A 22,221-nucleotide genomic window follows, 5' to 3' on the forward strand; every position below is an offset into this window, starting at 1 on the left:
GGAATCTGACGGCAACAGGAATAGAGTCGCAGAATCCCCTTGACGATCACAAGCGCGTGGGTTGATGTTCACGTTGTGTTCACAACTGACAGGATCAGCCCCCGATGACCCGTCCCGCTTCCGGTGCCCTCCGCACCACGTCGACCACCCTCTCGAGCATGGACAAGGTGCAGCCGTTCCATAGCGCCGAGGAGGCCTGGTTCTGGACCATGGCCGCCCTCGTCGCCCGCCGGGACGGCGCGCGCATCGTCTCCGGCCGCGGCCTGGTCTCCCGGCCCTGCGAGCCCGACGACGTGGTGAAGTGCCTCGACCGGCTCTACCGCCACCGCCGCATCGACCTGGCCCATGCCCGCATCATGCGGATCTGGGGCGAGCGCGGCACGGCGCCCGACCCGACGGTGCTGCGCGAGCGCGGCGACCACCGTCTCTGGCGCGAGGCGATGGAGCGGCTGGACTGGCCGCTGCGGATGAAGGGCATCGTGGCCGGGCCGGAGCCGCGCGCGGAGTCCGCCGAGGTGGTCTCGCTCGCGCTTCCCCCGCTGGCCTGAAACCGGGCCGTTACAACATGATCTCGGCACCCTTCGTGCCGGCTCCCGACCTGCTCGCCGCCGTCCCGGACCCCCGGGGCGGCGGCGTCGCGCATGGAGGGGCCGGACATCGGCGCGTCGCGGAGTCGCAGTCGCAGCTTCTCTGGATCGCCTTCGGCGGCGGCGCGGACCAGGGCTGGATGCGGCTCCTGCGGCCGGGCTTCCGCCACTGCTTCGCCGCCCTGCAGGACGACCTGGGCTGGACCGTGCTCGACCCCCTCTCGCGCCGCCTCCTCGTGACGCGGCTGGCGGTGGAGGCGGAGTTCGACCTGCCCGGCTTCTGGCGCCGCGCCGGCTGCCGCGTGCTCGGGCCCTTCCTGCCCGCGGCACCGGCCCAGGGCCTGCCCTCCGCGATGCCTTTCTCCTGCGTGTCGCTCTGTCGCGCGCTGATCGGGCCGGCGGCCCCCTTCGCCGTCACGCCGCACGGGCTTTTCCGGGGCTTGAAGAAAAAGTTCCCTAACAAGGAAAATGTTCTTGACGTTGGGCGAGTCCCAGGCTAGAACCTCTCTCGTCAACGGGCGAATTGCGCCCGATGGCTTCCTCCCGATCCCTGAACTCTCAGGCCCGGCCCGGACCCCCTCCGGTGCCGGGCCTGATCTTTTTCGGGCCCGGGTTCCCAGACACAGGAGCAGGCCGGCGCATGGGCGAGAGCACCACCTTCCCGCTGCACCAGGAAAGAGAGGTCTCGGCATGACGCCCGACGAGATCATCGCCCGCGCCGAGCGGGCGCTGGAGGGGCGCCGCCCCTGGGAGGGCGTGTGGCGCGACTGCTACGACCACGTCCTCGCGGCCACGCCCGGCACCGGCGGGCCCTCGCTGCATGACGGCACGGCGGCGGATGCGGCCGAGAACCTCGCGGCCTCGCTCCTCGCCGAACTGACGCCGCCCTGGTCCCGCTGGTTCGGCCTGGCCCCCGTGGACGAGGGCGCGGATCCCGAGCTGGCCGGGGTGCTGGAGCGCGCGGCGGACACGCTGCAGGGCCATCTGGACCGCTCCAACTTCGCGCTCGAGATGCACCAGGCCTTCCTGGACCTCGTCGTCGCCGGCACCGGCGTGGTGCTGGTGGAGGAGGCGCCCCCGGGCGAGGCCTCCGCGCTGCGCTTCACCGCCGTGCCGCTGCGCGAAGCGGTGCTGGAGGAGGGCGCTTCCGGCCGGCTGGACACGGTGTTCCGCCTCATCAGGATGACGGCCGACGCCATCGCGGCCCGCTACCCCGGCGCCTCCCTGCCGCCGGACCTCTTCCGCGCCGACGAGCCCGAGGCGACGCACCGGGTGATCGAGGCGGTATGGCCCACTCGCGGCGGCCCGCGCTTCGCCGCGGTGCTGGAGCGGGACGGCCGCGCGCTTCCCCTCGCCGAGGGGCGCTTCGAGGAGAGCCCCTTCCTCGCCTTCCGCTGGATGAAGGCGCCGGGCGAGACCTATGGGCGCGGCCCCGTGATGAAGGCGCTGCCGGACATCCGCACCGCGAACAAGGTGGTGGAGCTGGTGCTGAAGAACGCCTCCATCGCGGCGACGGGCATCTGGCAGGCCGATGACGACGGGGTGCTGAACCCCGCGACGATCCGGCTGGAGCCGGGGGCGATCATCCCCAAGGCCGTCGGCTCCGCCGGGCTGACGCCGCTGGCGGCGCCGGGCTCCTTCGACGTGTCGCAGCTCGTGCTTTCCGACATGCGGGCGCGGATCCGCTCGGCGCTGCTGGCCGACCGGCTCCTCTCGCCCCACCGGCCGAACATGACCGCGACCGAGGTGCTGGAGCGCAGCGCCGAGACGGCCCGGCTGCTCGGCGCCACCTATGGCCGCCTGCAGGCCGAGCTGCTGACGCCACTGATCGCGCGCTGCCTCTCGATCCTCCGGCGGCGGGGCGAGGTGCCGCCCATCCTCATCGACGGGCACGAGGCGCGCATCGCCTACCAGTCGCCCCTCGCCCGCGTGCAGGGCAGGGCGGATGCGGCGAACACGCTGCTCTTCCTGCAGGCCGTATCGGCGCTCGGGCCGGCGGCCGCGGGCGTCGTCGATCTTCCCGCGGCGGCGCGCCACCTCGCCCGCACGCTTTCCGCGCCCAGCGCCATCCTGGCGCCCATTCAGGAGCAACCCAGCGCATGAGTGAGAACCTGCTGGAGGTCGAGTCCGACATCCCGGAGGAGGAGGCACCGCCCGCCCGGGCGGAGCGGCCCGAGGGCGTGCCGGAGAAGTTCTGGGACACCGAGCTGGGCGAGCTGCGCGTCGAGGCGCTGCTGAAGTCCTATCGCGAGCTGGAGCGCAAGCTCTCCGCCCGCTTCGCCCCGCCGGGCGACGATGCGCCGGAGGAGGAGCGCCAGCGCTTCCGCCGCGCGATCGGCGTGCCCGACACGGCCGAGGAGTACCAGGTGGAGCCGAGGCACGAGCTGATCGGCGCCGACCCCGAGGTGAACGCGGCGCTGCACCGGGCGGGCTTCACCCCCTCCCAGGTGCAGCTCGTCTACGACCTCGCGGCCGAGCGGCTGCTGCCGATCGTGGCCGAGGCCGCCTCCCAGTTCGAGGCGGAGCGCCAGCGGGACCGGCTGCGGAGCGAGTTCGGCGGCGAGGACCGCTACCGCCGGACGGCGAAGCAGATCGCCACCTGGGCCCGCGCGACCCTGCCCGAGGAGATGGTCGCCGCCCTCTCCACCACGGCGGACGGGGTGATCGCGCTCCACCGCATGATGGAGAAGGGCGAGCCCTCCCTGGCGCGCCAGGCCGAGGCGCCCGAGGGGATGGACGAGGCCTCGCTCCGCCGCATGATGCGCGACCCCCGCTACTGGCGCTCCCGCGAGCCGGACTTCGTGAAGCGGGTGACGGAGGGCTTCCGCCGCCTCACGGGAGGGTGAACCCGAAGCCTCAACCAGGCATTCAGGATTCCGGGCTAAAGTCCTGAAACCTGAGTCGGGACGTCGCGTTTTACCGATGCCTCAAGACGACGGGCGGTCACCGACTGCATCCCCCCAAAGGGTGACCCCCGCTCGTCGCCGGTTCCGCATCCCCCCTCGTGCGGACCGGCTGCGGGGGCGGGTGGCACCCAACTATCCCCCTGGTGCCGCCCGCCCCCGTCCTCTCTCCAAGGCCCCTCCGCCATGCGGACGGGGCCTTTTCTTTTTCCACCTTTCCGGCGCGACCAACCCGCCCCGGCCCCGATGGAGCATCCACGGGAGCCGCGGCGGGCGCGTGCCGTTCCGCGTCCCGCCCGGCCCCGGCCCTCTCCCGCAGAAGGCCGCGCCAACCGGGCGGGCGCACCCACCGCGTCGAAACCCAATCCCGAAAGACGACACGCATGTCCGCCACGATCGACCAGGCTTTCGTCAAGCAGTTCCAGGCCGAGGTGCACGAGGCCTTCCAGCGCCAGGGCAGCAAGCTGCGCCCCACCGTCCGCTCCAAGACCGGCGTCCACGGCGCTTCCACCGTCTTCCCCCGCGTCGGCAAGGGCACGGCCGCGGCGAAGGCGCGCAACGGCGTGGTGCCGGTGATGAACCTCGACTACTCCGCGATCGAGTGCTTCCTGCAGGACTACTACGCCGGTGAGTGGGTCGACCGGCTCGACGAGATCAAGTCCAACCTGGACGAGCGCGCGGTGGTCGCGAATGCCGGCGCCTATGCGCTGGGCCGCAAGACCGATGAGCTGATCATCGCCGCCCTCGACACCGCGACCCAGGAGGCCGTCGGCACCGCGGCCGGCACGACCGACACGGACGGGCTGACCAAGGCGAAGGTACTGCTCGCCTTCGAGAAGCTCGGTGCCGCCGACGTGCCGGACGACGGCAACCGCTTCGCCGTCGTCGGCTGGAAGCAGTGGAGCCAGCTCCTCCAGATCGAGGAGTTCGCCAACGCCCAGTATGTCGGCGATGCCGACCTGCCCTGGAAGGGCATGCAGGCGAAGCGCTGGCTCGGCGCGCTGTGGATGCCGCATTCCGGCCTGACGAAGAGCGGCAACCTGCGCTTCTGCTACTTCTACCACCGCACGGCCATCGGCCACGCGGTGGCGCAGGACGTGATGACCGACATCACCTGGCACGGCGACCGCGCCGCGCACTTCGTCAACAACATGATGAGCCAGGGCGCCGTCATGATCGACGACACCGGCGTCGTGCGGATGCGCGCGGCCGAGTAGTGGCGGGTGTGCGCGGCCCGATGACGACGGGATCGCGCCGCCGGATGGCGGCGTGGCCCCGCGGACGAGCCGCGTGAACGGGGCCGCGCGCGACGAGGGATCGTCGCGCGCGGCCCGCTTTCCAACGAGACGATGCGCGCGCCCGGACCCCCGATCGGCGCGCGCCGCGCGTGGGGCCGGTGATCCGTGATGCACCGCCTGTTCCGTGCCGAGGTGGCGCGACGTTCGCGGCCGCACCGGCGCCGGCCCCCGCGCATTCCCCCCGACCCCCCTTCAGGGAGCATCGACCCGATGGCGCTCTCCGCCCTCGTCCTCTGTTCGCGCGCGCTGCTCAAGATCGGCGCGCAGCCGATCGCCTCCCTGGAGGAGGGAACGGCCGAGGCGGAGGTTGCCGCCAACCTCTATCCCGGCACGCGCGACATGCTGCTCTCCTGCCATCCCTGGTCCTTCGCCACGGGGCAGATGTCGCTCAACCGCCTGGAGGCGGTGCCCGTCGCCGATATGGCCCACGCTTTCCAACTCCCTGGAGAGCTGCTGCGCGTCCTCTCCGCCGGCAGCGGCCGTGGCCGCGGGCTTCCCTTCCGCATCCAGGAAGGGCGCCTTCATGCCGACGCCACGTCGGTGACGCTCACCTATGTCTTCCGGCCGGCCGAGGGCGAGTTCCCGCCCTTCTTCGCCGCGGCTCTCGTCGCGCGGCTGGCCGCGGAGTTCTGCCTCCCGCTCACCGAGAACAGCTCGCGCGCGGAGATGCTGCACCGCATCGCCGAGAGCGAGCTGCGCCAGGCGAGGCTGGTGGACAGCCAGCAGGCCACGCCGAGGGGCATCGAGAGCTTTCCCCTTCTCAGCGTCCGGGGATAACCGCCATGCCCGTCATCAAGCGCGCCAAGACGGCCTTCACGGCCGGCGAGCTGGCGCCGGAACTGCTCGGCCGGAGCGATGTTCCGGCCTGGGCGAACGGCGCGATGCGCCTGCGCAACGTCATCATCCAGCCCACGGGCGGCGTGCAGCGCCGTCCTGGGCTGCGCCACCTGGCGGTGCTGCCCGGCGCCGCGCGGCTGGTTCCCTTCGAGGTCAGCACGGAGCAGGCCTATCTCCTCGTGCTCCTGCACGGCGCGATGCGGGTCTTCCAGGGCGACGCGCAGGTGGCCGAGCTGGCAGGACCCTGGACGGCGGCGATGCTGCCGCAGATCGCCTTCACGCAGAGCGCCAGCACCCTCCTGCTGCTGCATCCCGAGATGCCGCCCCAGGCCGTCCGGCGGGGTGAGGCGGGTGGTTGGTCGGTGGCCGCCTTCGCCTTCGCGGCGGAGCCGTTCCACCGCTACGCCTCCGCGGCCGTCGCCATCATGCCGAGCGCGACGACGGGGGTGGTGACACTCACCGCCTCATCGGACGTCTTCCGGCCGGCCCATGCCGGGGTGCAGGTCCGGCTCCGGGGCAAGCGCTTGAGCATCACCGCGGTGAGCAGCGGGACGAATGCGACGGCGCGGGTGATCGACGCGCTCCCATCCACGGAGGCGACGACGGAATGGGATGAGGCCGCGTTCAGCGCGGTGCATGGCTGGCCGGTCAGCGCTTGCTTCCACCAGGGGCGCCTCGTGCTGGGCGGCGGGCGGGACCTGCCCAACCGCCTGTGGTTCTCCCGCACGGCGGCCTACGACAACTTCGATCTCGGGGAGGGGCTGGACGACCAGGCGATCGCCTTCGGCCTTGTCTCCGACCAGCTGAACGCCATCCGTGCGGTCTTCGCGGGGCGGCACCTGCAGGTCTTCACCTCGGGAGCGGAGTGGATGGTCAGCGGTGACCCGCTGACGCCGTCCTCCATCCAGGTGACGCGGCAAACCCGCGTGGGTTCGCTGACCGACCGCAGCGTGCCGCCCCTCGACGTGGACGGCTCCACCGTCTTCGCCGCTCGCTCCGGGCGGGCCGTGCACGAGTTCTCCTACACGGATCTCCAGGGCGCCTATCAGGCCGATGACCTCGGGCTGGTGGCGCGGCATCTCATCAACGGCCCCGTCGCCATGGCCTATGATTCGCGGCGCCGCCTGCTTCACCTCGCGATGAGGGACGGCGGGCTGGCGACGCTGACCATCTACCGTGCCGAGGAGGTGACGGGCTGGACGCGCCAGGAGACGGATGGCGCCTTCCGTTCGCTCGCGGAGATGGAAGGCGTGGTCTACGCCGTGGTGGAGCGTGCCGGCAGCTTCCGGCTCGAGCGCTTCGACGATGCGATGGGCCTGGACGCTTCCGTCACGGCCGTGGGCGACGCGGCCGGCACGCGCTGGTCCGGGCTGGGGCACCTCGAAGGACGCAGCATCGCGGTGCTCGCCGACGGTGCCCCGCGCGAGGCCGCGACGGTGCTGGGCGGCGCGATCGCGATCGATCCCGCCGCCGGCACCGTGCAGGCCGGCCTTCCCTTCGCCCATGTCGTGGAACCCATGCCGGCCGAGACCATCTCGGCCCAGGGCGCGCGCATGGGGCCGGTGCGGCTCGTCGCGATCACCTTCCGCCTGCTCGGCACGGGCGCCCTCTCGGTCGATCTCGGCCAGGGCGTGCGCCCCGTTCCGTTCCGCCGGCTCGACACGCCGATGCTGGACGCCGCGCCCCCCGCCTACACGGGGGACGTGACGCTCCGCGGCCTCGGCTGGCGGCGCGACCACCTCGCCCCGCTCTGGCGCATCGAGGGCGATGCGCCGCTGCCATTCACCCTGCTTTCCGTGACAACCGAGACGAGGACGACCGACTGATGGCGCAGCTTGCCCCCGTCGTGACGCTCGCCGCCACCGGCGCCTCCATCTACGCCACCAGCCAGGAGGCGAAGCGGCAGAAAAAGAACGCGCAGATCCAGCAGCAGAACGCCCAGGCGCAGCAGGAGGTGCAGCAGCAGGTGCTGGCGATCCAGGCGGCGCAGGACACGGCCGAGCGCCGCCGCGCGCTGGACCGCAGCATCGCCTCCGCCCGCGCGCGCCTCGCGGCCGGCGGGGTCAACCCCGACCAGGGATCGGCCGCGGCGCTGACGGCCGGCCTGCGCGCCACCGCGCAGGGGGCCCAGCAAGCCGACGACGCGACCTATGCGGCGCGCCTCTCGGCCGGCCGGAAGTCCCTGCTCGACCAGGACTCGTCTCTCACGAACTGGGTGCGCGCGGGGCAGGGCCTCGGCCGCGCCATGAAGAACCTGCTCGACTGACCTGAACAAGCCCCCCGCGGCAGAACCGGAGATCATACATGGCCGAGCACATCCGCATCGGCGACGTCGCGCCGCGCGTGCATTACGTGGCTGACGGCGCGCAGACCGTCTTCGTTTATCCTTTTCCCATCTTCGGGGCTGACGACATCGAGGTGCATGTCGACGGACTCCGGATCGCGAGCGGCTTCGCCGTCTCGGGTGCCGGGAAGTCGGAGGGCGGAACCATCACCTTCGCCGTTCCGCTGGCCGCGGGCGCCAAGGTGGTGCTGCGCCGCCGCCTCGTCATGGAGCGCGTGACCGACTACCAGCCTAATGGCGTGCTGCGCGCCAATACCTTGAACGACGAGCTGGACCGGCAGATGGCCGCGCTCCAGGAGTTGCGCGAGGATACGGCCGGCGCGCTGCGCCAGGGACCCGGCGAGGTAGGGGGGAAGTTCGTGCTGCCGATGCGCGCGGCGCGCGCCAACCGGCTTCTCGGCTTCGACAGCCTGGGCGACATCGCCACCTTCTCGCGCGGCGAGGCGACTCTCTCCGCCCCTTTCCCCGGCGCGATCCCCCGAACGGTGGAGGACAAGTTGTCCGAGCGTCTCTCCGCGCGCGACTTCGGCGCCATGGGCAATGGTACGACCGATGACGGACCCGCCCTGCAGGCCGCGATGAACGCGGCGGCGGCATCCGGGAAGTTCCTCGACATCGGGGAGGGAACCTATCGCACCACCATCCCGCTCGTGCTGCCGGGTGCCGCGGCGGGGCTGAGCATGCGCGGTGCCATCCTCTATGCGGGCGCGGGCGGTGAGGCGGCGCTGACCCTCGGCGACGGTGCGGCGATCCGCAACAGGGCCCGCATCTACCAGGGCCTGCGCGTGCTGCGAGCGGGCATCTCCTCCTGGGAGGACGAGCGCGACATCGGTATCCTGATCCGCAACCAGGACTCCGGCCTGATCGACGTGCGCCAGGTGGAAGGCTTCACCATCGGCGTGCAGACGCTGGGCGTGGAGCGCGGCTTCGAGGACACGGTGCTCTATCTCGGCCGCCTGGTGGACAACCGCTACGGGCTGGATGTCCGCACGGCCAGTGCCGCTGCCTGGAACACCTCCGTGCGCTACTACGGCGGGCACTTCGCGCACTCGTTCGCGACCTGGCCGGAGAAGGACCGCTACGGCATCCGCCTCTCGGCCGCGCCGGGCGCCTATGTGGCGCACAACCGGCACGTCTTCGACGGCCCGGCTTTCGAGCTGCAGTCTCGGGACCGCCCCATCGACGGCATCCCGTTCCTCATCCAGGTGAACTCGCGAGGCGTGGTCGCGCGCAACATCCGGATGGAGGGCTGCGATCCCTATGTCGCCCGCCACACGGCCGGCGCGCAGGATCACTTCTACGAGGTGGCCTGGGCCAGCCAGGCCTACGGTGTGGACATCGACTACACCGCTTCGGCGACGCGCGTCGGTTCCGTCGTGCGCGCCCTGCACCAGGCGGCCGGTCACCGTGAATCCACGCGCGCGGTCGGCGAGGTGCCGAACCTGCGTGCCGCGGCGATCCGGTGGAACGCATCGGAGACCGGCTTCGAGAAGCTGGCTTGCCTCTCCACCAATGTCAGCGGCACGCCGACCACCCTGCCTCAGTTCACCTTCCAGGCACTCGACGGCTACGCGCTGACGGACCGGGGCGTGATCCTGCCCGGCGGCCGCGGGCTTGGCTTCGTGGTGGACACGCGGGATTGCAAGGAGTTCGCCCTGGCGGTGGACGCGGACAACCCCCGCATGGTCATCCAGTGCTTCGGTGCGGGGAACGTGCTCCTCACCGAGGCGGACGGGGAGATGGTGCGCGCCTCCGGTATGTCGCTCACCTATGTCGCCGGCCCGCGCTGGTGGCAGGGCAATGCCGACAGCAACGATGCCAGCCTCACCCGGCTGCAGGTGGTCCGCCTCGCGCCCCAGGTGCAGAGCGCGATCATCGGCGTCGCCCGCGTCGGCACGGATTACGAAGTGCGGAGCATGCGCCTGGCCTGCGATCCCTCGCGGAGCCCGACCCTGCTCTACGGCACGCCCGAGCTGCCGCACGGCGTGCGGGAGGTGAAGGCGGAGCTGGCCTGGGATCCGCCCTCCATCGCGGCCGGCGGCTCGGCGCAGGTGAACGTGCCCTGCGCGGGCGCGCGCCCCGGCGACTTCGTGCAGGCCTCCTTCAGCCTCTCCACCTCGGGCGTCGTGTTCCTCGCCCAGGTCGGGGCGCAGGACGTGGTCACCGTCACCGCCTGGAACCGCAGCGGGGCGGCGATCGACCTCAACCCGGGCACGGTGCGCGTGCGGGCAGTGAAATCGTGATCCCGCTCACGCCGGAGGAGCTGCGCCGCGCCGTCCGCAAGGTGGCGGAGGACTACGAGGCCTTCGTCTCGCGCGGCCCGGCTCCGGGCACGCATGAGGACCCGAAGGCCTTCACCGCGCACCACGCGGCGGCGCGGGCCGCGCTCGCGCATATCGAGCACCTGATGAAGCTCAACCGCGGCGGGGCCGAGGGCGAGGCGGCGGCCGAGACGGGCGCCCTGCTCGCCGAGGCCCGCCGCTCCATCCGTCTGGCGGAGCAGGAAGACCGAGAGGTCGAGGAGAACGCGGAGGATGATATCGCCTGAGGCGCCAGGGCCCGACTTCCTGGAATTCCTCTATGCCTGGAACCTGCGTGCCGGGATCTCCACCCCCGGCGTGCACCGCCGCATCGCGCGCTGGCTCATGGCGCGCCATGCGGCCGACGACCGCCGCCTGCTGCTGATGGCCTTCCGCGGCTGCGGCAAGTCCACGCTGATCGGGCTGTGGTGCGCCTGGCGCCTCTCCGTGCAGCCGGAGCTGCGCGTGCTCGTGCTCGCGGCGGATCACAGCCTCGCCGCGCGGATGGTCGCGACGGTGCGGCGGATCATCGAGCGCCACCCGCTCTGCCGCCACCTTCTCGGCGGCGACGAGTCCTGGGCCTCCGACCGCTTCACCGTGAAGCGGCGCGGCGCGATCCGCGAGCCCTCGATGCTCGCCCAGGGCATCGGCGGCAACGTCACTGGCGCCCGCGCCGAGCTCATCATCTGCGACGACGTCGAGGTGGCCGGCAACTGCGACACGCCGGGCAAGCGCGAGGAGCTGCGCGAGCGGCTCTCCGAATGCGAGTTCATCCTGACGCCCGGCGGCACCATCCTCTTTGTCGGCACGCCGCACTGCGCGGAGAGCCTCTACGCCCCGCCGGAGACGGAGGGCGCCTATCTCTCCACCTATCGCCGCCTGCGCGTGCCGCTGCTCGACGCGGCGGGACGCAGCGCCTGGCCCGAGCGCTTCCCGCGAGAGGGCATCCAGTCACTGCGCGACCGTGTGGGGCCGCTGCAGTTCCGGCGGCAGATGATGCTCGAATGCGCCTCCTCCGGCGCCGCGCGGCTCGATCCCGCGCTGCTCGTGCGCTACGGCGAGGAGTGTGACTACCGCGAGGCGAACGGGCGACCGATCCTCTCGCTTCTCGGGCGCCGCCTCGTCTCCGGCGGCGGCTTCTGGGACCCGGCCTACGGACGCGCGGGGCAGGGGGATTCCAGCGTGCTCGCCGCCACCTTCTCGGACGGCGAGGGGAACCATTACCTGCACCGCCTGGCCTACATCACCCAGAACCCGGACGCGCAGCCCGATCCCGCCACGCAGCAGTGCCGCCGCGTCGCCACCATCGCGAAGGAGCTTCTGCTCCCCGTGGTGCGGGTGGAGACGAACGGCATCGGGAAGTTCCTTCCCCCGCTCCTGCGGCGGGAGATGTCGCGCGCCGGCGCCGCCTGCACGGTGGTGGAGCACCACAGCCACAAGGCGAAGGCGGACCGCATCCTCGGCGCGCTGGACCCCGTGATGGCCGCGCGCCGGCTGCACGCGCATGAGGCCGTGTTCCGCACCGCCTTCCCGCAGGAGATGGCGGAGTGGAAGCCCGGCGCGAACGGCGCGCGCGACGACGCGCTCGACGCGGTGGCGGGCTGTCTTCTGGCGGAGCCGGTGCGGCTGCCGTCGCTGCCGCCGGCGCCGCGCGGGGCGTCCTGGCGGGGGTGACGGCCGCGCCCCGGGGCGGCGCCATCGGGTTCAGGCGGCCGCCTTCTTCAGCACCTCGCTGCCGTGCCGCTTCGCTCCCGTCTCCGTCATGGCGAAGCGCCCGGGCGTGACCTCCTCCGCGAAGCCCATCGTGCAGAGCCGCCGCAGGCAGGGCTCGTCCGGCAGCCCCGCCGGGCGGATTCCGCCATGCGTCAGGAACAGCCGGTGCAGCGCCGCCCGGCAGCAGGTCTCGAGATAGGGCTCGTTCCACATCGACTTCACAAAGCACCCCCTGCGGTGCCCCGGCAAGTCGGGGCGGCGCGCCCCCCGATCAACCCTTCCGATCAACCTTCCCTGGCCCGATCCCCCGAAGGAGGAGCCATGCCGTCCTTTCCCCCCGAGCCGCAGTGGATCGCCGCTGCGGTGGAGACGCCGTTGATGGCGATCCTCGCCTGGCTGCTCCACTCGATCCGCCGCAGCATCGCCCAGGCGCCCGAGGGCGCCCCCCCGCCGGTGCCGCCCGACCTCTCTCAGCACGAGGCGGCGCTGGAGCGCACGCGGGAGGACCTTTCCGCCTTCAAGATGGAGGTGGCGCGGACCTACGTCCCGCTCTCCCTCATCCGGGACGTGGACAACCGCCTAACCACCCATCTCATCCGCATCGAGCAGAAGCTCGATGAGGCCACCCGTGCCGCCCACAGCACCGCCGCGCAGGTTCGCGTGCTGGCCGAGGATCGCTGAACCATGGACATCGCGGAAGCCCTCTCCCGCACCCTCCTCGCCGAGGCCGGAACCCGCCCCGTGCGCGCCATCGAGGCGCTCGCGGCCCTTGCCATGAACCGCGCCCGCGCCCTGATGCCGCGCCCGGAGCGCATCCCCGGCGCCGCCCCCTTCGCCCGCGGCGGCCATGCCCGCCTGCCCGAGCCGGGCACGCGGGAACTGCTCGCCGCCTTCCGCGACCCCTTCCTCTTCCCCAGCCGCAACCCGCGCCACCCCGCGCACGGGCTGATCCTCTCCCCGCCGCCGGGCGACGGCGCGCTGGCCGTCTGCCGCCGCGTCGCGGCGCGCGCCCTCTCCGGCGCGCTGGCGGACCCGACGGGGAGCGCCACCCACTGGCACCCGGCCGATACCCTTCCCGCCTGGGCCGTGGCGCGGGAGGCCTCGGCCGAGATTGGCGGCCTCGTCTTCTACCGGCTGGAGGTGGGCGAGCGCCCGGCCAGCCCCGCCGCGCCCGCCCTCGTCGCCGCCTGAGCGGGGAGGGGGCTGGCGCGGGGCGCCGCCCGCGCTATGCACCCCCTCCATGGCCGACGCCCCGGAACCCCTGATCCACACCCTCATGCGCGGCGAGGACTGGCGCGCGGCCCAGCACGCCGGCGCCTATCACGGCAGCGCAGATGATCGGCGGGACGGCTTCCTGCACTTCTCCACCGCCGCCCAGCTCCGCGCCAGCGCCGCGAAGCACCGCGCGGGCGAGCCCGATCTCTGGCTCGTCAGCGCCGAGAGTGCGGCGCTCGGGGCGGCGCTGCGCTGGGAACCGGCGGCCGGTGGCAAGCGCCCCGGCCTCTTTCCCCATCTCTACGCGCCGCTGCCCCTCTCCGCCGTGCGCGGCGCCGTCTTCCTGCCGCTCGGCGCGGACGGGCTGCACCGCTTCCCCGACTGGGTGCCCTGAGGGCGACGCTCAGCGCCGCTCCCCGACGTTCCGGCCGATCCAGCCCCCGAGCCAGTCCGCGATCTCCAGCGAATTGCGGTCATGCATCAGCATGTGGGAGTTGCCCCGGATTCCCATCTCCGGCAGCACCGCGACCTCCACCTTGCCGCCCGCCGCATTGGCCGCGCGCGCGAAGTCGCGGCAGGCGCGCAGGCGCGGGGACCAGCGCGTGGATTCCTCCACGAAATCCCCCCAGAGCACGAGGATGGGCAGGCCCTTGTAGGGCTCCATGTCGCTATCCGCCGCCGGGCAGGCCCCGGGCTCGATCGAGACGATCCCCGCGACCCCCTCCCGGCTCATCGTCGCCGTCTGGAAGGGATAGATGCCGGATTGCGAGTGGCTGACGAGCACCGCCCCTTCCAGCCTCTTGGCGAGGGCGGAGAGCCCCACCACCGTCGGGTTCGGCGTGGGCACGGCGAAGTTCCAGTCCGGCACCATCTGCTTCCAGAACTCCTCCTGCGCCTCCAGCGGGAAGAGCAGGCCGGGGAACACCTCGGGATGGCGCCGGCCGAAGCGGAAGATTGCCCAGGCGTCCTCCTGCCCGGCGGCGAAGACCGTGGGCAGCGTGTCGGCCGCGGCCTGCCCGGTCCTCACGGCATTGATGGTGGTCGGATGCGCCGCTGAGCGGCCGCGCCAGGCCTGGTCGATCACATAGGTCGGGTAGCCCTGGCGGAGGAAGGCTTCGTCCCAGCCCATGCGCCCGTCCGGCGTCGTCTCCCAGGTCTTGCCTGTCAGGCAGCAGCCATGGACGAGGACGAGCGGCCGCTTTCCCCCGGTGCCGGCCGGCACCTGATAGCGGACATAGATCTGGTCCACGGTGATCGTGCCGCTCGGCGCATAGGCCGGCTGGGTGGAGAGGGTGTCCGAGCGCAGCGTCCGCCCGCCCACGAAGAAGGAACCCTGCCGCTCGATCAGGAGCGGGCCCTGGGGGGACCGCGCGGTCTCGGAGGGCGCGGGTTGCGCGCTGGCGGGGGCGGCGAAGGCGGCGAGCAGGGCGAACAGCCCGGCCGCACGGGGCAGGATAAACATTCTGGTTTCCTCCGCATCCTTGGTCGCCCGGTCCCGGGCGGGCGGGGATTAGGGGAGGCCGGGGCGGGCCCGGTCAATCCGGCCTCACCGCCGCTGCGCCATCACCCCCGCGAAGGTCACCACCGCCGCCCCGACCCAGACCGGGGCCGCGGGCCACACCCCCCAGACCGTCACATCCGCGATCACGGCGAAGACGAGCGCCGTGAACTCCAGCGGCGCCAGCCGCCCCGCGCTCGCGTGCCGGAAGGCGGCCGCCAGCCCCACCGTCGCCCCGCCCGCGAGCACGCCGTTGGCGCAGAGCGCGACCGCGTCGCCCCAGGAGGGCGTGACCCACTCCGCCGCCGCCCAGGGCGCGAGGAGGGGCAGGGCAGGGGCCGCGCTCCAGAAGATCAGCCGCGCCATGCCGGGCTCGTCGCGCAGGCTGCGGTTCATCACCAGCACCATGGCGTGGCAGAAGCTGCCGAAGAGCCCCCAGCCATAGGCCGCCCAGGAACTGCCCGCCGAGAGGCCGGGCCAGAGGGCGATCAGCACGCCGACGAACCCCACTCCGCACCAGCCCCAGGCCGCCGCCGGAACCGCCTCCTTCAGCAGCACCCGGAACAGCGCCAGCAGCATGAAGGGCGCGGTGAAGTAGACGAGATAGCCCTCGGCCAGCGGCAGGCTGCGGAGGGAGAGGAAGAAGCCCGCGCCCGAGCCGACCATGAAGGCCGAGCGCAGGAGCTGCGCCCCTGGCCGGTGCGAGGCCAGCCCGCCGCCCGCGCGCGGCACGGCCAGTCGCGCCGCCCCGAGCAGCGCCAGCAGCACGGCGTAGCGGAAGGCGAGCACCTGGCTCACATGGTAGCCCCCCGACAGCACCTTCGAATTGGCGTCGAGCACCGCGAAGAGCGCGAGCGCGAGGAGCATCAGCAAGGGGCCGCGCAAGGGCTCGTCTCCGGCGAGGGGTGAGGCAGGGGCGGGTGCTTCTCCCGTCCCATCACCCCCGCGTCAACGCGGCACTCCCCCTGGCCCTTCGCGCCGCACTGCGGCACAAGCGGGTGCCATGCGCCCCGCCATCGCCTCCGCCCTGATGCCGCTCGTCCGGGGCATGAACCCGGAAGGTGCGCACAACCTCTCCCTGCACGCGCTCAGGCTCGGCCTGGCCGGGCGGGACAAGGGGCCGGACGATCTCGTGCTGGCCGTGCGCGCGCTCGGGCTGGCGTTCCGCAATCCCGTCGGCCTCGCCGCCGGCTTCGACAAGAACGCGGTGGCGGTGCTCCCCCTCATGCGGCTCGGCTTCGGCTTCGTGGAGGCCGGCACCGCCACCCCGCGCCCCCAGGCCGGCAATCCCCGGCCCCGGCTGTTCCGGCTCCCCGAGGACCGGGCGGTGATCAACCGCTTCGGCTTCAACAACGAGGGGATCGCGGCCTTCGCCGCCCGCCTCGCCGCCCTGCCGCGCCCGCTGCCCGCCGTGCTCGGCGCGAATATCGGCATCAATAAGGAGGGCGCGGTGCCGGAGCGGGACATCCCCGCCCTCTACGCGGCCGTGGCGGTGCAGGCGGACTACGTCACCATCAACGTCTCCTCCCCCAACACGCCGGGGCTGCGCGACCTCCAGGGGGAGGCGCGGCTGGCCGCCATCCTCGACGCCACCCTCGCCGCGCGGGCCGAGCTGCCCCGCCGCCCGCCCGTGCTGGTGAAGATCGCCCCCGACCTCGCGGAAGGGGCGGTGGAGGCCATCGTCGGGACCTGCGCGGATCGCGACGTCGCCGGGCTGATCGTCTCCAACACCACGATCGCGCGGCCCGATACCCTTCGTTCCATCCACCGGGCCGAGGCGGGAGGCCTCTCCGGCCGGCCGCTCTTCCAGCCCTCGACCGAGCTGCTCCGCCGGGTCCACCGGCTCTCGCGCGGGCGGCTCACCCTCATCGGCGCGGGCGGGGTGGAGAGCGGCGAGACGGCCTATGCCAAGATCAAGGCGGGCGCCACGCTCGTGCAGCTCTACGCGGCCTTCGCCTATGGCGGGCCGGCCCTTGTCGGGCGGATCAAGCGGGACCTCGCCGCGCTTCTCCACCGCGACGGCGTGAAGACCCTTTCGGACGCGATCGGAGTGGAGGCGTGATGAGGATCCTGGACGGCGTTGCGGAGCTGACGGGGCGCTATCGCGGCTTCGTCCTCGACCTCTGGGGCGTGGTGCATGACGGCCAGGCGGCCTTCCCCGGCGTGGCCGACGCGCTGGCCCGGATGAAGGCGGCGGGGGCGCGAATCGTCTTCCTCTCCAACGCCCCGCGCCGCTCCCACATCGTGGAGGCCCAGCTCACCGGCTTCGGCATCGACCGCTCCCTCTACGACGCCGTGATGACGAGCGGCGAGATCACCTGGCGCCTGCTGCGGGACCGTGCCCATCCCTTCGTGCAGGCCCTCGGCCCCCGCGCGATGCATATCGGCAAGCCCGAGGACCGCTCCGTGGTCGAGGGGCTCGGCATCGAGCTGACGGACCGGGCGGAAGGGGCGGACTGGCTCCTCAACACCGGCCCGGACCCGGACCGGGGCGTGAGCACCGTCGAGCCCTATGAGGAAGGGCTCCGCGCCGCCCTGGCGCGCGACCTTCCCATGCTCTGCGTGAACCCCGACCGCCTCGTGGTGGTGGGCGGGCGCCTCATCATCTGCGCCGGCGCGCTCTCCGAGCGCTATGCCGAACTGGGCGGGCGCACGCTGGAGATCGGCAAGCCCGACCCCGCCGCCTACGATCCCGTCATGGCGCTGCTCGACCTGCCGCGGGACGCGGTGGTGGCGATCGGGGACAGCCCGCACACCGACCTTGCCGGCGCCCAGGCCGCGGGGCTGGATGCCGTCTGGGCCCTGGGCGGCCTCGCCGCGGAGCAGGGGCTGGGCGATGCCGACTCCGCCACCCTCGTCGCCCGCGCCACGGCCGAGGGCGTGGCCCCGGTCGCCGCCCTGCGCGCCCTCCGCTGGTGAGGGGTGGGGGGCCGGTGATGCCGCCCGGCCGCCGCCCGGCCCTCTGGCTGCTGGTGGCCATGACGGGGCTCGGCCCCTTCACCATGCAGATCCTCATCCCCGCCCTGCCGCGCATGGCGGTGGATCTCGGCGTGCCCTACGGCGTCGCGCAGCTCACCCTCACCCTCTACCTCCTCGGCGTCGCGCTGGGGCAGCTCCTCTACGGGCCGCTGGCGGACCGCTACGGGCGGCGGCCGGTGCTGGTCGGCGCGCTCGGCCTCTACCTCGTCGCCTCGGCCCTTTCGGCCTTCGCCCCCTCCATGCCCTGGCTCGGCCTGGGGCGGGTGGCGCAGGCCATGGGTGCCTGCTCGGGCATGGTGCTCGGCCGCGCCATCATCCGCGACGTCTGGCCGCGCGAGGAGGCCGCCAGCCGCATCGGCTACGTCGTCATGGCGATGACCCTGGCGCCGATGGTCGCGCCCATGGCCGGCGCCCTCGTCGAGGAGCGCTTCGGCTGGCGCGCCACGATGGTGGGCTGCCTTCTCTTCGGCGTGCCGCTGCTGCTGGCCGTCCTGCTCCGCCTGCCCGAGACGCTGCGCGAGCCCCAGCCGCTGCCGGGGCTGCGCGGCATGGGCCTGGCCTACATGTCCCTTCTGCGCCTGCCGGCCTTTCTCTGGATCGGGGCGGTGGGCGCGGCCTCCACGGGCGTGTTCTTCGCCTTCATGGCCGGTGCGCCGAAGGTGGCGGAATCGATGGGCCACTCGCCGCGCGGCTACGCCACCGCCTTCCTTGCCGTCTCCGTCCTCTTCGCCGCGGGGGCCTGGATGGCGGGGCGCTTCTCCGCGCGGATGGGGCTGGTGCGGATGCTCTCGGCCGGGCTTCTCGTCATGGTCCTCGGCTCGGCCGTCATGCTGGGCGTGCAGCTCCTGCTCCCGCACACGCTGATGGGCTTCTTCCTTCCCATGGCCGTCGTCGCGCTCGGCAACGGCATGAGCCTGCCGAACGCGGTGGCGGCGGCGGTGAGCGTGCGGCCGGAGCGGGCAGGGACCGCCTCCGGCCTGCTGGGGGCCGTGCAGATGGGGTTCGGTGCGCTGATGACGCTGCTGAACGGCGCGCTGGAGGACGGGGCGGGGATCGCGACCGCCCTCGTCATGGCGGGCTGCGGGATCGGCTCGCTCGTCGCGCTGCGGGGTGCGAGGCGCCATCTCTGAGAGGGGGCGTTTCCGTCCCGTGGGATGGCCGGGTCGGGCCCTCCTAGCGGCGGCCGGGATCGACCCGCTCCCCCACCCAGTTGCCGGCGCGGTCCAGCGCGGCCCCGGTCTCCCGCGCGGCATTCCCCAGGGCGCCGCCCGTCCGCTCCGCCGCCCGGTCCACCGACCGGCCGGCGCGCTCCCCCGGGCCGGGATTCCCTCCGCAGCCCGCGAGGAGCAGCAGGGCGGCGAGCGGCAGGGGGGACGCGCGGAGCATGTCGTGGACTCCTAGTGGAACGGGGCGCGCAGGATGCCCTCGCCGCGGCGCGGCCACCAGCGCCCCCCCCGCGTTGACCCCTCGGCCGCGCGGGCGCAACCTGCGCGGCGTGAGCGCAATCGACCCCGATGTGGCCGGCCAGCTGGCCGAGGAGCTGCCCCGCGACGTGTTCGTGGGGATCGTGCGCACCTTCGAGCAGGACCTCGCCCGCCTGGTCCGCCAGATGGTGGATGCCGCCCGCGCCGGGGATGTGGAGGAATACCGCCGCGCCGCCCACGGGCTGGCCGGCGCCGCCGGCTCCATCGGCGCGCGGTCGCTCGAGGCCATGGCGCGGCAGGCCATGCGCCCGGACGACCGGACGCCGGCGCAGAGGATGATCATCGGCATCGGCGAGGAGGCGAAGGCGGCCCTGTCCGAGCTGGCCGCCCTGGCAGCGGGGGACGGCCTCGCCTGAAGGGCGGCTACTCCGCCGGGGTGGGGCTCATCGCGGGGGCGAGGCCGATGACGCGTGAGAGCTGGTCCCGCTGCACGGGCTTGGAGAGATAGTCGTCCATCCCGGCCTCCCGGCACTGGCGCTCGAACTCCGCGCCTACCGCCGCCGTCAGCCCCACGATCCTGGAATCGCTGTTCGGCCCGCCGGCCCGGATCGCGCGCGTCGCCTCCAGCCCGTCCATCACGGGCATCTGCAGGTCCATCAGGATGAGGTCGAAGACCTCCTCGCGGCAGTGCTGGACGGCTTCCGCCCCGTTGCCCGCCACCGTCACCTCCACCCCCAGCCGGCCCAGCAGCGCCCGCATGAGGAGCTGGTTCGTCGCATTGTCCTCCACCAGCAGCACGTGCCTAGCGGGCGCCCGCATCCGCGCCTCCGGCTGGAACTGCCGGGCGCCCGGCAGGGGGAGCTGCACCACCTGCGCCGTCGGCGCCTGCACCGGGCTGGGGGAGAGGGCGGCGGCCACGGCCTCCAGCAGGCGCCCGGGCAGGACGGGCTTGAGCAGCACGGCATCCACCGGCCCGCCCGGCGCCGCGACCGGGATGCCCTGCGCCTCCGCCGCGAAGGAGCAGAGGACGAGGGCGGGGTTGCCGAGCCCCGGCGCCTCGGCCCGGATGCGGCGGGCAAGCTCCAACCCGCCCATGCCGGGCATCGCACCGTCCAGCACCGCCGCGTGGAAGCCGACCCCGCGCCCGGCGGCGAGGCGGAGGAGGTGCAGCGCCGCCTCGCCGCTCTCGGCCGCCATGGGATTCGCCCCGGCGGCGGCGAGCTGGCGCGTCATTGCCTCGCGGTTGATGAGGAGGTCGTCCACCACCAGCACGCGCCGGCCGGCGAGCGGCGGCGGGACCGGCTGCGGCTGCGGCATCTCGCCCACCACGATCCAGAAGCGGAAGACGCTGCCGCCGCCCTTGCGCGGCGTGGCCTCGATCCCGCCGCCCATCCGCTCCGCCAGCTTGCGGCAGATCGCGAGGCCGAGGCCCGTGCCGCCGTACTTGCGGCTGATCGAGGCGTCGGCCTGGGTGAAGCGGTCGAACAGCATCGGCACCTTGGCGGGGTCCACGCCGATGCCGGTATCGGCCACGGAGCAGGTGAGGCGCAGCGCGCCCTCCTCGTCCTCCAGCGGGCTGGCCATGAGCGAGACCTCGATCCAGCCGCTCTCGGTGAACTTGATGGCGTTGCCGACGAGGTTGAACAGGATCTGCCGGAAGCGCCCGGGATCGCCCAGCACCTGCCGCGGCAGGCCGGGGGGCAGCGAGGCCACCATCTCCACCCCCTTCGCCGCCGCGCGGGCGGCGAAGAGCTCCACGATGGTGGAGATCTCGTGCTCCAGCGCGAAGGGGATGTGCTCGTGGTCGATCATCCCGGCCTCCAGCTTGGAGAAGTCGAGGATGTCGTTCAGCACCATCAGCAGGTGCTCGGCGCTGCCCTGGATCGTCTCGGCGTAGCGCCGCTGGATCGGGTCGAGCGGCGAATCGAGCAGGAGCCCCGTCATGCCGATCACGCCGTTCATCGGCGTGCGGATCTCGTGGCTCATCGCGGCGAGGAACTCCTCCTTCGCGCGCGTGGCCGCCCGGGCCTCGCTCTCGCTCTCGCTGAGCGCGTCGCCCTGCGCCTTCAGCGCGGCCGCCTGGCGGGACATGAACCAGAGGGCGATGAGCATGATGGCCGCGATCGCCACGCCGCCGCCGACCAGCAGCCCCGCGAGCCGCCCCAATCCCTCCAGGGCCACGGCCTTCCGCCGCGCCGCCTCGATCACCATCGGTCCCTGGCGGATGGTGGAGAAGGCCGCGAAGACGTCCTGCCCGTCCTGGTCGATGCCGGAGAAGGTGCCGCTCTCGCTCCGGGGCAGGAAGTCGCGGAACAGCCAGGCCGAGGGATTCGCCTCGCCCACCCCCTCGGCCCGCCCATCCGATCGCGCGAGCAGCAGGCCGCTGAGGGAGTGGATGCGGACGGTGACGCCGAAGGCCTCGGCATGGCGGCGCCCGACGGAGACGAGGTAGTCCGGGTTCAGCAGCGCGACCGCGGCGCCGTTGAAGTCGCCGCGCGGGGTGCGCATCGCGCGGGCGAGGGGGATGGACCAGATCCCGGCGGCCCCGATCGCGCGGGCCCCCATCGACGCCGATCCCGCCAGGAAGCGCCCGGCCTCCGGCGCGCCCAGGCGCAGGGCCGGGCCGCCCATCCGCATCACCCGGAACCATTCCCGGTCGGCCACCGAGGCGCCGCGCAGCGCCTCGACCGTGGAGGCGGTGACCATGCCGGTGGCATCCACCACCAGCACGGCGCGGAGCTGCGGCACGTCCCGGATGCGCCCCGCCAGGGCGCGGGCGGTGGCGGCGGGGTCGGTGTCGTTGCTGCGCTCGGCCATGTCGAGCAGGACGAAATCAACCGTCTGGATCGCGCGGGCGAGCTGGTCGGCCATGGTCGCCGTCACGCCGAGAGTCAGCCGCTCGGCCTCATGCGCCGCCTCGCGCCCGCCCCGGTCGAACAGGATGAGGAACACGGCCGCGAAGCAGGCGCCGACGATCACCACCGTCGCCGCGAAGAGGCGCCATGGGCGGTGCGAGACGGGCGCGGGACCGGGAGGCGGGTGCGACCGTGGGTAGGGGGGTGAGGGGTTCATGCGGTGTCAGGCCGCGGGCATCATCGCAAAAACGATCCTCCTTTGCGAGGC

General features: G+C 73.1%; 23 protein-coding genes. 18 read left to right on the top strand and 5 right to left on the bottom strand.

Features of this window, described 5'->3' with window-relative positions; translation table 11 throughout:
- Positions 1 to 104: 104 nt before the first annotated feature.
- The 11 genes from FHS87_RS01325 (at position 105) to terL (ending at position 11,943) form a co-directional block, all read left to right on the top strand.
- Positions 105 to 548: a hypothetical protein gene (locus FHS87_RS01325; protein ID WP_184513004.1), complete on the top strand. Its 444-nt coding sequence runs from the start codon at positions 105 to 107 to the stop codon at positions 546 to 548.
- Between the two features lie 17 nt (positions 549 to 565).
- A complete protein-coding gene (locus tag FHS87_RS01330; RefSeq protein ID WP_184513006.1) occupies positions 566 to 1,087 on the top strand; it encodes a hypothetical protein in 522 nt (173 codons plus the stop codon).
- Positions 1,088 to 1,277: 190 nt separating this feature from the next.
- Positions 1,278 to 2,690 carry a portal protein gene (locus FHS87_RS01335; RefSeq protein ID WP_184513008.1) on the top strand — a complete coding sequence of 471 codons (1,413 nt, stop codon included), beginning with the start codon at positions 1,278 to 1,280 and terminating at the stop codon, positions 2,688 to 2,690.
- Entirely contained in the window at positions 2,687 to 3,433 is a 747-nt protein-coding gene (locus tag FHS87_RS01340; RefSeq protein WP_184513010.1) for a capsid assembly protein, read from the top strand. The genes FHS87_RS01335 and FHS87_RS01340 overlap by 4 nt, the downstream gene beginning before the upstream one ends.
- A gap of 440 nt (positions 3,434 to 3,873) precedes the next feature.
- Positions 3,874 to 4,707 (top strand): phage capsid protein, encoded by an 834-nt coding sequence (locus FHS87_RS01345; protein ID WP_184513013.1) that lies wholly within the window; start codon positions 3,874 to 3,876, stop codon positions 4,705 to 4,707.
- A gap of 291 nt (positions 4,708 to 4,998) precedes the next feature.
- The gene (locus tag FHS87_RS01350; protein WP_184513015.1) at positions 4,999 to 5,565 is read left to right on the top strand and encodes a hypothetical protein; all 567 of its coding nucleotides are present in this window, start codon (positions 4,999 to 5,001) and stop codon (positions 5,563 to 5,565) included.
- A 5-nt stretch (positions 5,566 to 5,570) separates the two neighbouring features.
- Positions 5,571 to 7,451 (top strand): hypothetical protein, encoded by a 1,881-nt coding sequence (locus tag FHS87_RS01355; protein ID WP_184513017.1) that lies wholly within the window; start codon positions 5,571 to 5,573, stop codon positions 7,449 to 7,451.
- The gene (locus FHS87_RS01360; protein WP_184513019.1) at positions 7,451 to 7,891 is read left to right on the top strand and encodes a hypothetical protein; all 441 of its coding nucleotides are present in this window, start codon (positions 7,451 to 7,453) and stop codon (positions 7,889 to 7,891) included. Before FHS87_RS01355 ends, FHS87_RS01360 begins: the two co-directional genes overlap by 1 nt.
- Positions 7,892 to 7,929: 38 nt before the next feature.
- Entirely contained in the window at positions 7,930 to 10,212 is a 2,283-nt protein-coding gene (locus tag FHS87_RS01365) for a hydrolase (RefSeq protein WP_184513021.1), read from the top strand.
- Complete coding sequence (locus tag FHS87_RS01370; RefSeq protein ID WP_312861841.1) at positions 10,209 to 10,517, top strand: hypothetical protein; 309 nt, start codon at positions 10,209 to 10,211, stop codon at positions 10,515 to 10,517. The genes FHS87_RS01365 and FHS87_RS01370 overlap by 4 nt, the downstream gene beginning before the upstream one ends.
- On the top strand, positions 10,504 to 11,943 hold the full coding sequence (gene terL / locus FHS87_RS01375) for a phage terminase large subunit (protein ID WP_184513023.1): 1,440 nt from the start codon (positions 10,504 to 10,506) through the stop codon (positions 11,941 to 11,943). Before FHS87_RS01370 ends, terL begins: the two co-directional genes overlap by 14 nt.
- A 30-nt stretch (positions 11,944 to 11,973) precedes the next feature.
- Here terL and FHS87_RS01380 read toward each other — a convergent pair whose 3' ends face one another.
- Positions 11,974 to 12,195, bottom strand: a complete 222-nt coding sequence (locus tag FHS87_RS01380) for a hypothetical protein (protein WP_184513318.1) — start codon at positions 12,193 to 12,195, stop codon at positions 11,974 to 11,976.
- 108 nt (positions 12,196 to 12,303) lie between these two features.
- On the opposite strand from FHS87_RS01380, the gene FHS87_RS01385 reads away from it, so the two are divergent.
- From FHS87_RS01385 to FHS87_RS01395, 3 genes are read left to right on the top strand one after another with little or no spacing between them, the layout of a single operon-like run.
- Positions 12,304 to 12,663 carry a hypothetical protein gene (locus tag FHS87_RS01385; protein ID WP_184513025.1) on the top strand — a complete coding sequence of 120 codons (360 nt, stop codon included), beginning with the start codon at positions 12,304 to 12,306 and terminating at the stop codon, positions 12,661 to 12,663.
- Positions 12,664 to 12,666: 3 nt separating this feature from the next.
- A complete protein-coding gene (locus tag FHS87_RS01390) occupies positions 12,667 to 13,173 on the top strand; it encodes a cell wall hydrolase (protein WP_184513027.1) in 507 nt (168 codons plus the stop codon).
- Between the two features lie 49 nt (positions 13,174 to 13,222).
- Complete coding sequence (locus tag FHS87_RS01395; protein WP_184513030.1) at positions 13,223 to 13,591, top strand: DUF952 domain-containing protein; 369 nt, start codon at positions 13,223 to 13,225, stop codon at positions 13,589 to 13,591.
- Positions 13,592 to 13,600: 9 nt separating this feature from the next.
- On the opposite strand, the gene FHS87_RS01400 is transcribed toward FHS87_RS01395, so the two are convergent.
- Together FHS87_RS01400 and FHS87_RS01405 are read right to left on the bottom strand one after the other, a co-directional pair.
- Positions 13,601 to 14,659: an alpha/beta hydrolase family protein gene (locus FHS87_RS01400; RefSeq protein ID WP_184513032.1), complete on the bottom strand. Its 1,059-nt coding sequence runs from the start codon at positions 14,657 to 14,659 to the stop codon at positions 13,601 to 13,603.
- Positions 14,660 to 14,743: 84 nt separating this feature from the next.
- Positions 14,744 to 15,580, bottom strand: a complete 837-nt coding sequence (locus FHS87_RS01405; RefSeq protein ID WP_246417719.1) for a DMT family transporter — start codon at positions 15,578 to 15,580, stop codon at positions 14,744 to 14,746.
- A gap of 118 nt (positions 15,581 to 15,698) precedes the next feature.
- Between FHS87_RS01405 and FHS87_RS01410 the strand changes: the two genes are divergently transcribed.
- Genes FHS87_RS01410 through FHS87_RS01420 form a run of 3 tightly spaced genes read left to right on the top strand, consistent with a single transcriptional unit; the run spans position 15,699 to position 18,804 of the window.
- Complete coding sequence (locus FHS87_RS01410; RefSeq protein ID WP_184513034.1) at positions 15,699 to 16,757, top strand: quinone-dependent dihydroorotate dehydrogenase; 1,059 nt, start codon at positions 15,699 to 15,701, stop codon at positions 16,755 to 16,757.
- Complete coding sequence (locus FHS87_RS01415) at positions 16,757 to 17,614, top strand: TIGR01459 family HAD-type hydrolase (RefSeq protein ID WP_184513036.1); 858 nt, start codon at positions 16,757 to 16,759, stop codon at positions 17,612 to 17,614. Before FHS87_RS01410 ends, FHS87_RS01415 begins: the two co-directional genes overlap by 1 nt.
- A 17-nt stretch (positions 17,615 to 17,631) precedes the next feature.
- Positions 17,632 to 18,804: a multidrug effflux MFS transporter gene (locus tag FHS87_RS01420; protein ID WP_184513039.1), complete on the top strand. Its 1,173-nt coding sequence runs from the start codon at positions 17,632 to 17,634 to the stop codon at positions 18,802 to 18,804.
- A gap of 43 nt (positions 18,805 to 18,847) precedes the next feature.
- On the opposite strand, the gene FHS87_RS01425 is transcribed toward FHS87_RS01420, so the two are convergent.
- Positions 18,848 to 19,060 carry a hypothetical protein gene (locus FHS87_RS01425; protein WP_184513041.1) on the bottom strand — a complete coding sequence of 71 codons (213 nt, stop codon included), beginning with the start codon at positions 19,058 to 19,060 and terminating at the stop codon, positions 18,848 to 18,850.
- 109 nt (positions 19,061 to 19,169) lie between these two features.
- Here FHS87_RS01425 and FHS87_RS24120 point away from each other — a divergent pair, with 109 nt between their 5' ends.
- Entirely contained in the window at positions 19,170 to 19,514 is a 345-nt protein-coding gene (locus tag FHS87_RS24120; RefSeq protein ID WP_184513043.1) for an Hpt domain-containing protein, read from the top strand.
- Between the two features lie 7 nt (positions 19,515 to 19,521).
- Here the strand turns inward: FHS87_RS24120 and FHS87_RS01435 are convergent, their stop codons facing one another.
- On the bottom strand, positions 19,522 to 22,170 hold the full coding sequence (locus tag FHS87_RS01435; RefSeq protein WP_184513045.1) for a hybrid sensor histidine kinase/response regulator: 2,649 nt from the start codon (positions 22,168 to 22,170) through the stop codon (positions 19,522 to 19,524).
- Positions 22,171 to 22,221: the final 51 nt, after the last annotated feature.

This window comes from Muricoccus pecuniae (genome assembly GCF_014199205.1).
Classification (GTDB): Bacteria; Pseudomonadota; Alphaproteobacteria; order Acetobacterales; family Acetobacteraceae; genus Roseomonas; species Roseomonas pecuniae.

Excerpts from the sequence above, each read along its gene's own strand:
- FHS87_RS01325 (WP_184513004.1), top strand. The coding sequence starts at position 105 with ATGACCCGTCCCGCTTCCGGTGCCCTCCGCACCACGTCGACCACCCTC.
- FHS87_RS01330 (WP_184513006.1), top strand. The coding sequence starts at position 566 with ATGATCTCGGCACCCTTCGTGCCGGCTCCCGACCTGCTCGCCGCCGTC.
- FHS87_RS01335 (WP_184513008.1), top strand. The coding sequence starts at position 1,278 with ATGACGCCCGACGAGATCATCGCCCGCGCCGAGCGGGCGCTGGAGGGG.
- FHS87_RS01340 (WP_184513010.1), top strand. The coding sequence starts at position 2,687 with ATGAGTGAGAACCTGCTGGAGGTCGAGTCCGACATCCCGGAGGAGGAG.
- FHS87_RS01345 (WP_184513013.1), top strand. The coding sequence starts at position 3,874 with ATGTCCGCCACGATCGACCAGGCTTTCGTCAAGCAGTTCCAGGCCGAG.
- FHS87_RS01350 (WP_184513015.1), top strand. The coding sequence starts at position 4,999 with ATGGCGCTCTCCGCCCTCGTCCTCTGTTCGCGCGCGCTGCTCAAGATC.
- FHS87_RS01355 (WP_184513017.1), top strand. The coding sequence starts at position 5,571 with ATGCCCGTCATCAAGCGCGCCAAGACGGCCTTCACGGCCGGCGAGCTG.
- FHS87_RS01360 (WP_184513019.1), top strand. The coding sequence starts at position 7,451 with ATGGCGCAGCTTGCCCCCGTCGTGACGCTCGCCGCCACCGGCGCCTCC.
- FHS87_RS01365 (WP_184513021.1), top strand. The coding sequence starts at position 7,930 with ATGGCCGAGCACATCCGCATCGGCGACGTCGCGCCGCGCGTGCATTAC.
- terL (WP_184513023.1), top strand. The coding sequence starts at position 10,504 with ATGATATCGCCTGAGGCGCCAGGGCCCGACTTCCTGGAATTCCTCTAT.
- FHS87_RS01380 (WP_184513318.1), bottom strand. The coding sequence starts at position 12,195 with ATGTGGAACGAGCCCTATCTCGAGACCTGCTGCCGGGCGGCGCTGCAC.
- FHS87_RS01385 (WP_184513025.1), top strand. The coding sequence starts at position 12,304 with ATGCCGTCCTTTCCCCCCGAGCCGCAGTGGATCGCCGCTGCGGTGGAG.
- FHS87_RS01390 (WP_184513027.1), top strand. The coding sequence starts at position 12,667 with ATGGACATCGCGGAAGCCCTCTCCCGCACCCTCCTCGCCGAGGCCGGA.
- FHS87_RS01395 (WP_184513030.1), top strand. The coding sequence starts at position 13,223 with ATGGCCGACGCCCCGGAACCCCTGATCCACACCCTCATGCGCGGCGAG.
- FHS87_RS01400 (WP_184513032.1), bottom strand. The coding sequence starts at position 14,659 with ATGTTTATCCTGCCCCGTGCGGCCGGGCTGTTCGCCCTGCTCGCCGCC.
- FHS87_RS01410 (WP_184513034.1), top strand. The coding sequence starts at position 15,699 with ATGCGCCCCGCCATCGCCTCCGCCCTGATGCCGCTCGTCCGGGGCATG.
- FHS87_RS01415 (WP_184513036.1), top strand. The coding sequence starts at position 16,757 with ATGAGGATCCTGGACGGCGTTGCGGAGCTGACGGGGCGCTATCGCGGC.
- FHS87_RS01420 (WP_184513039.1), top strand. The coding sequence starts at position 17,632 with ATGCCGCCCGGCCGCCGCCCGGCCCTCTGGCTGCTGGTGGCCATGACG.
- FHS87_RS01425 (WP_184513041.1), bottom strand. The coding sequence starts at position 19,060 with ATGCTCCGCGCGTCCCCCCTGCCGCTCGCCGCCCTGCTGCTCCTCGCG.
- FHS87_RS01435 (WP_184513045.1), bottom strand. The coding sequence starts at position 22,170 with ATGAACCCCTCACCCCCCTACCCACGGTCGCACCCGCCTCCCGGTCCC.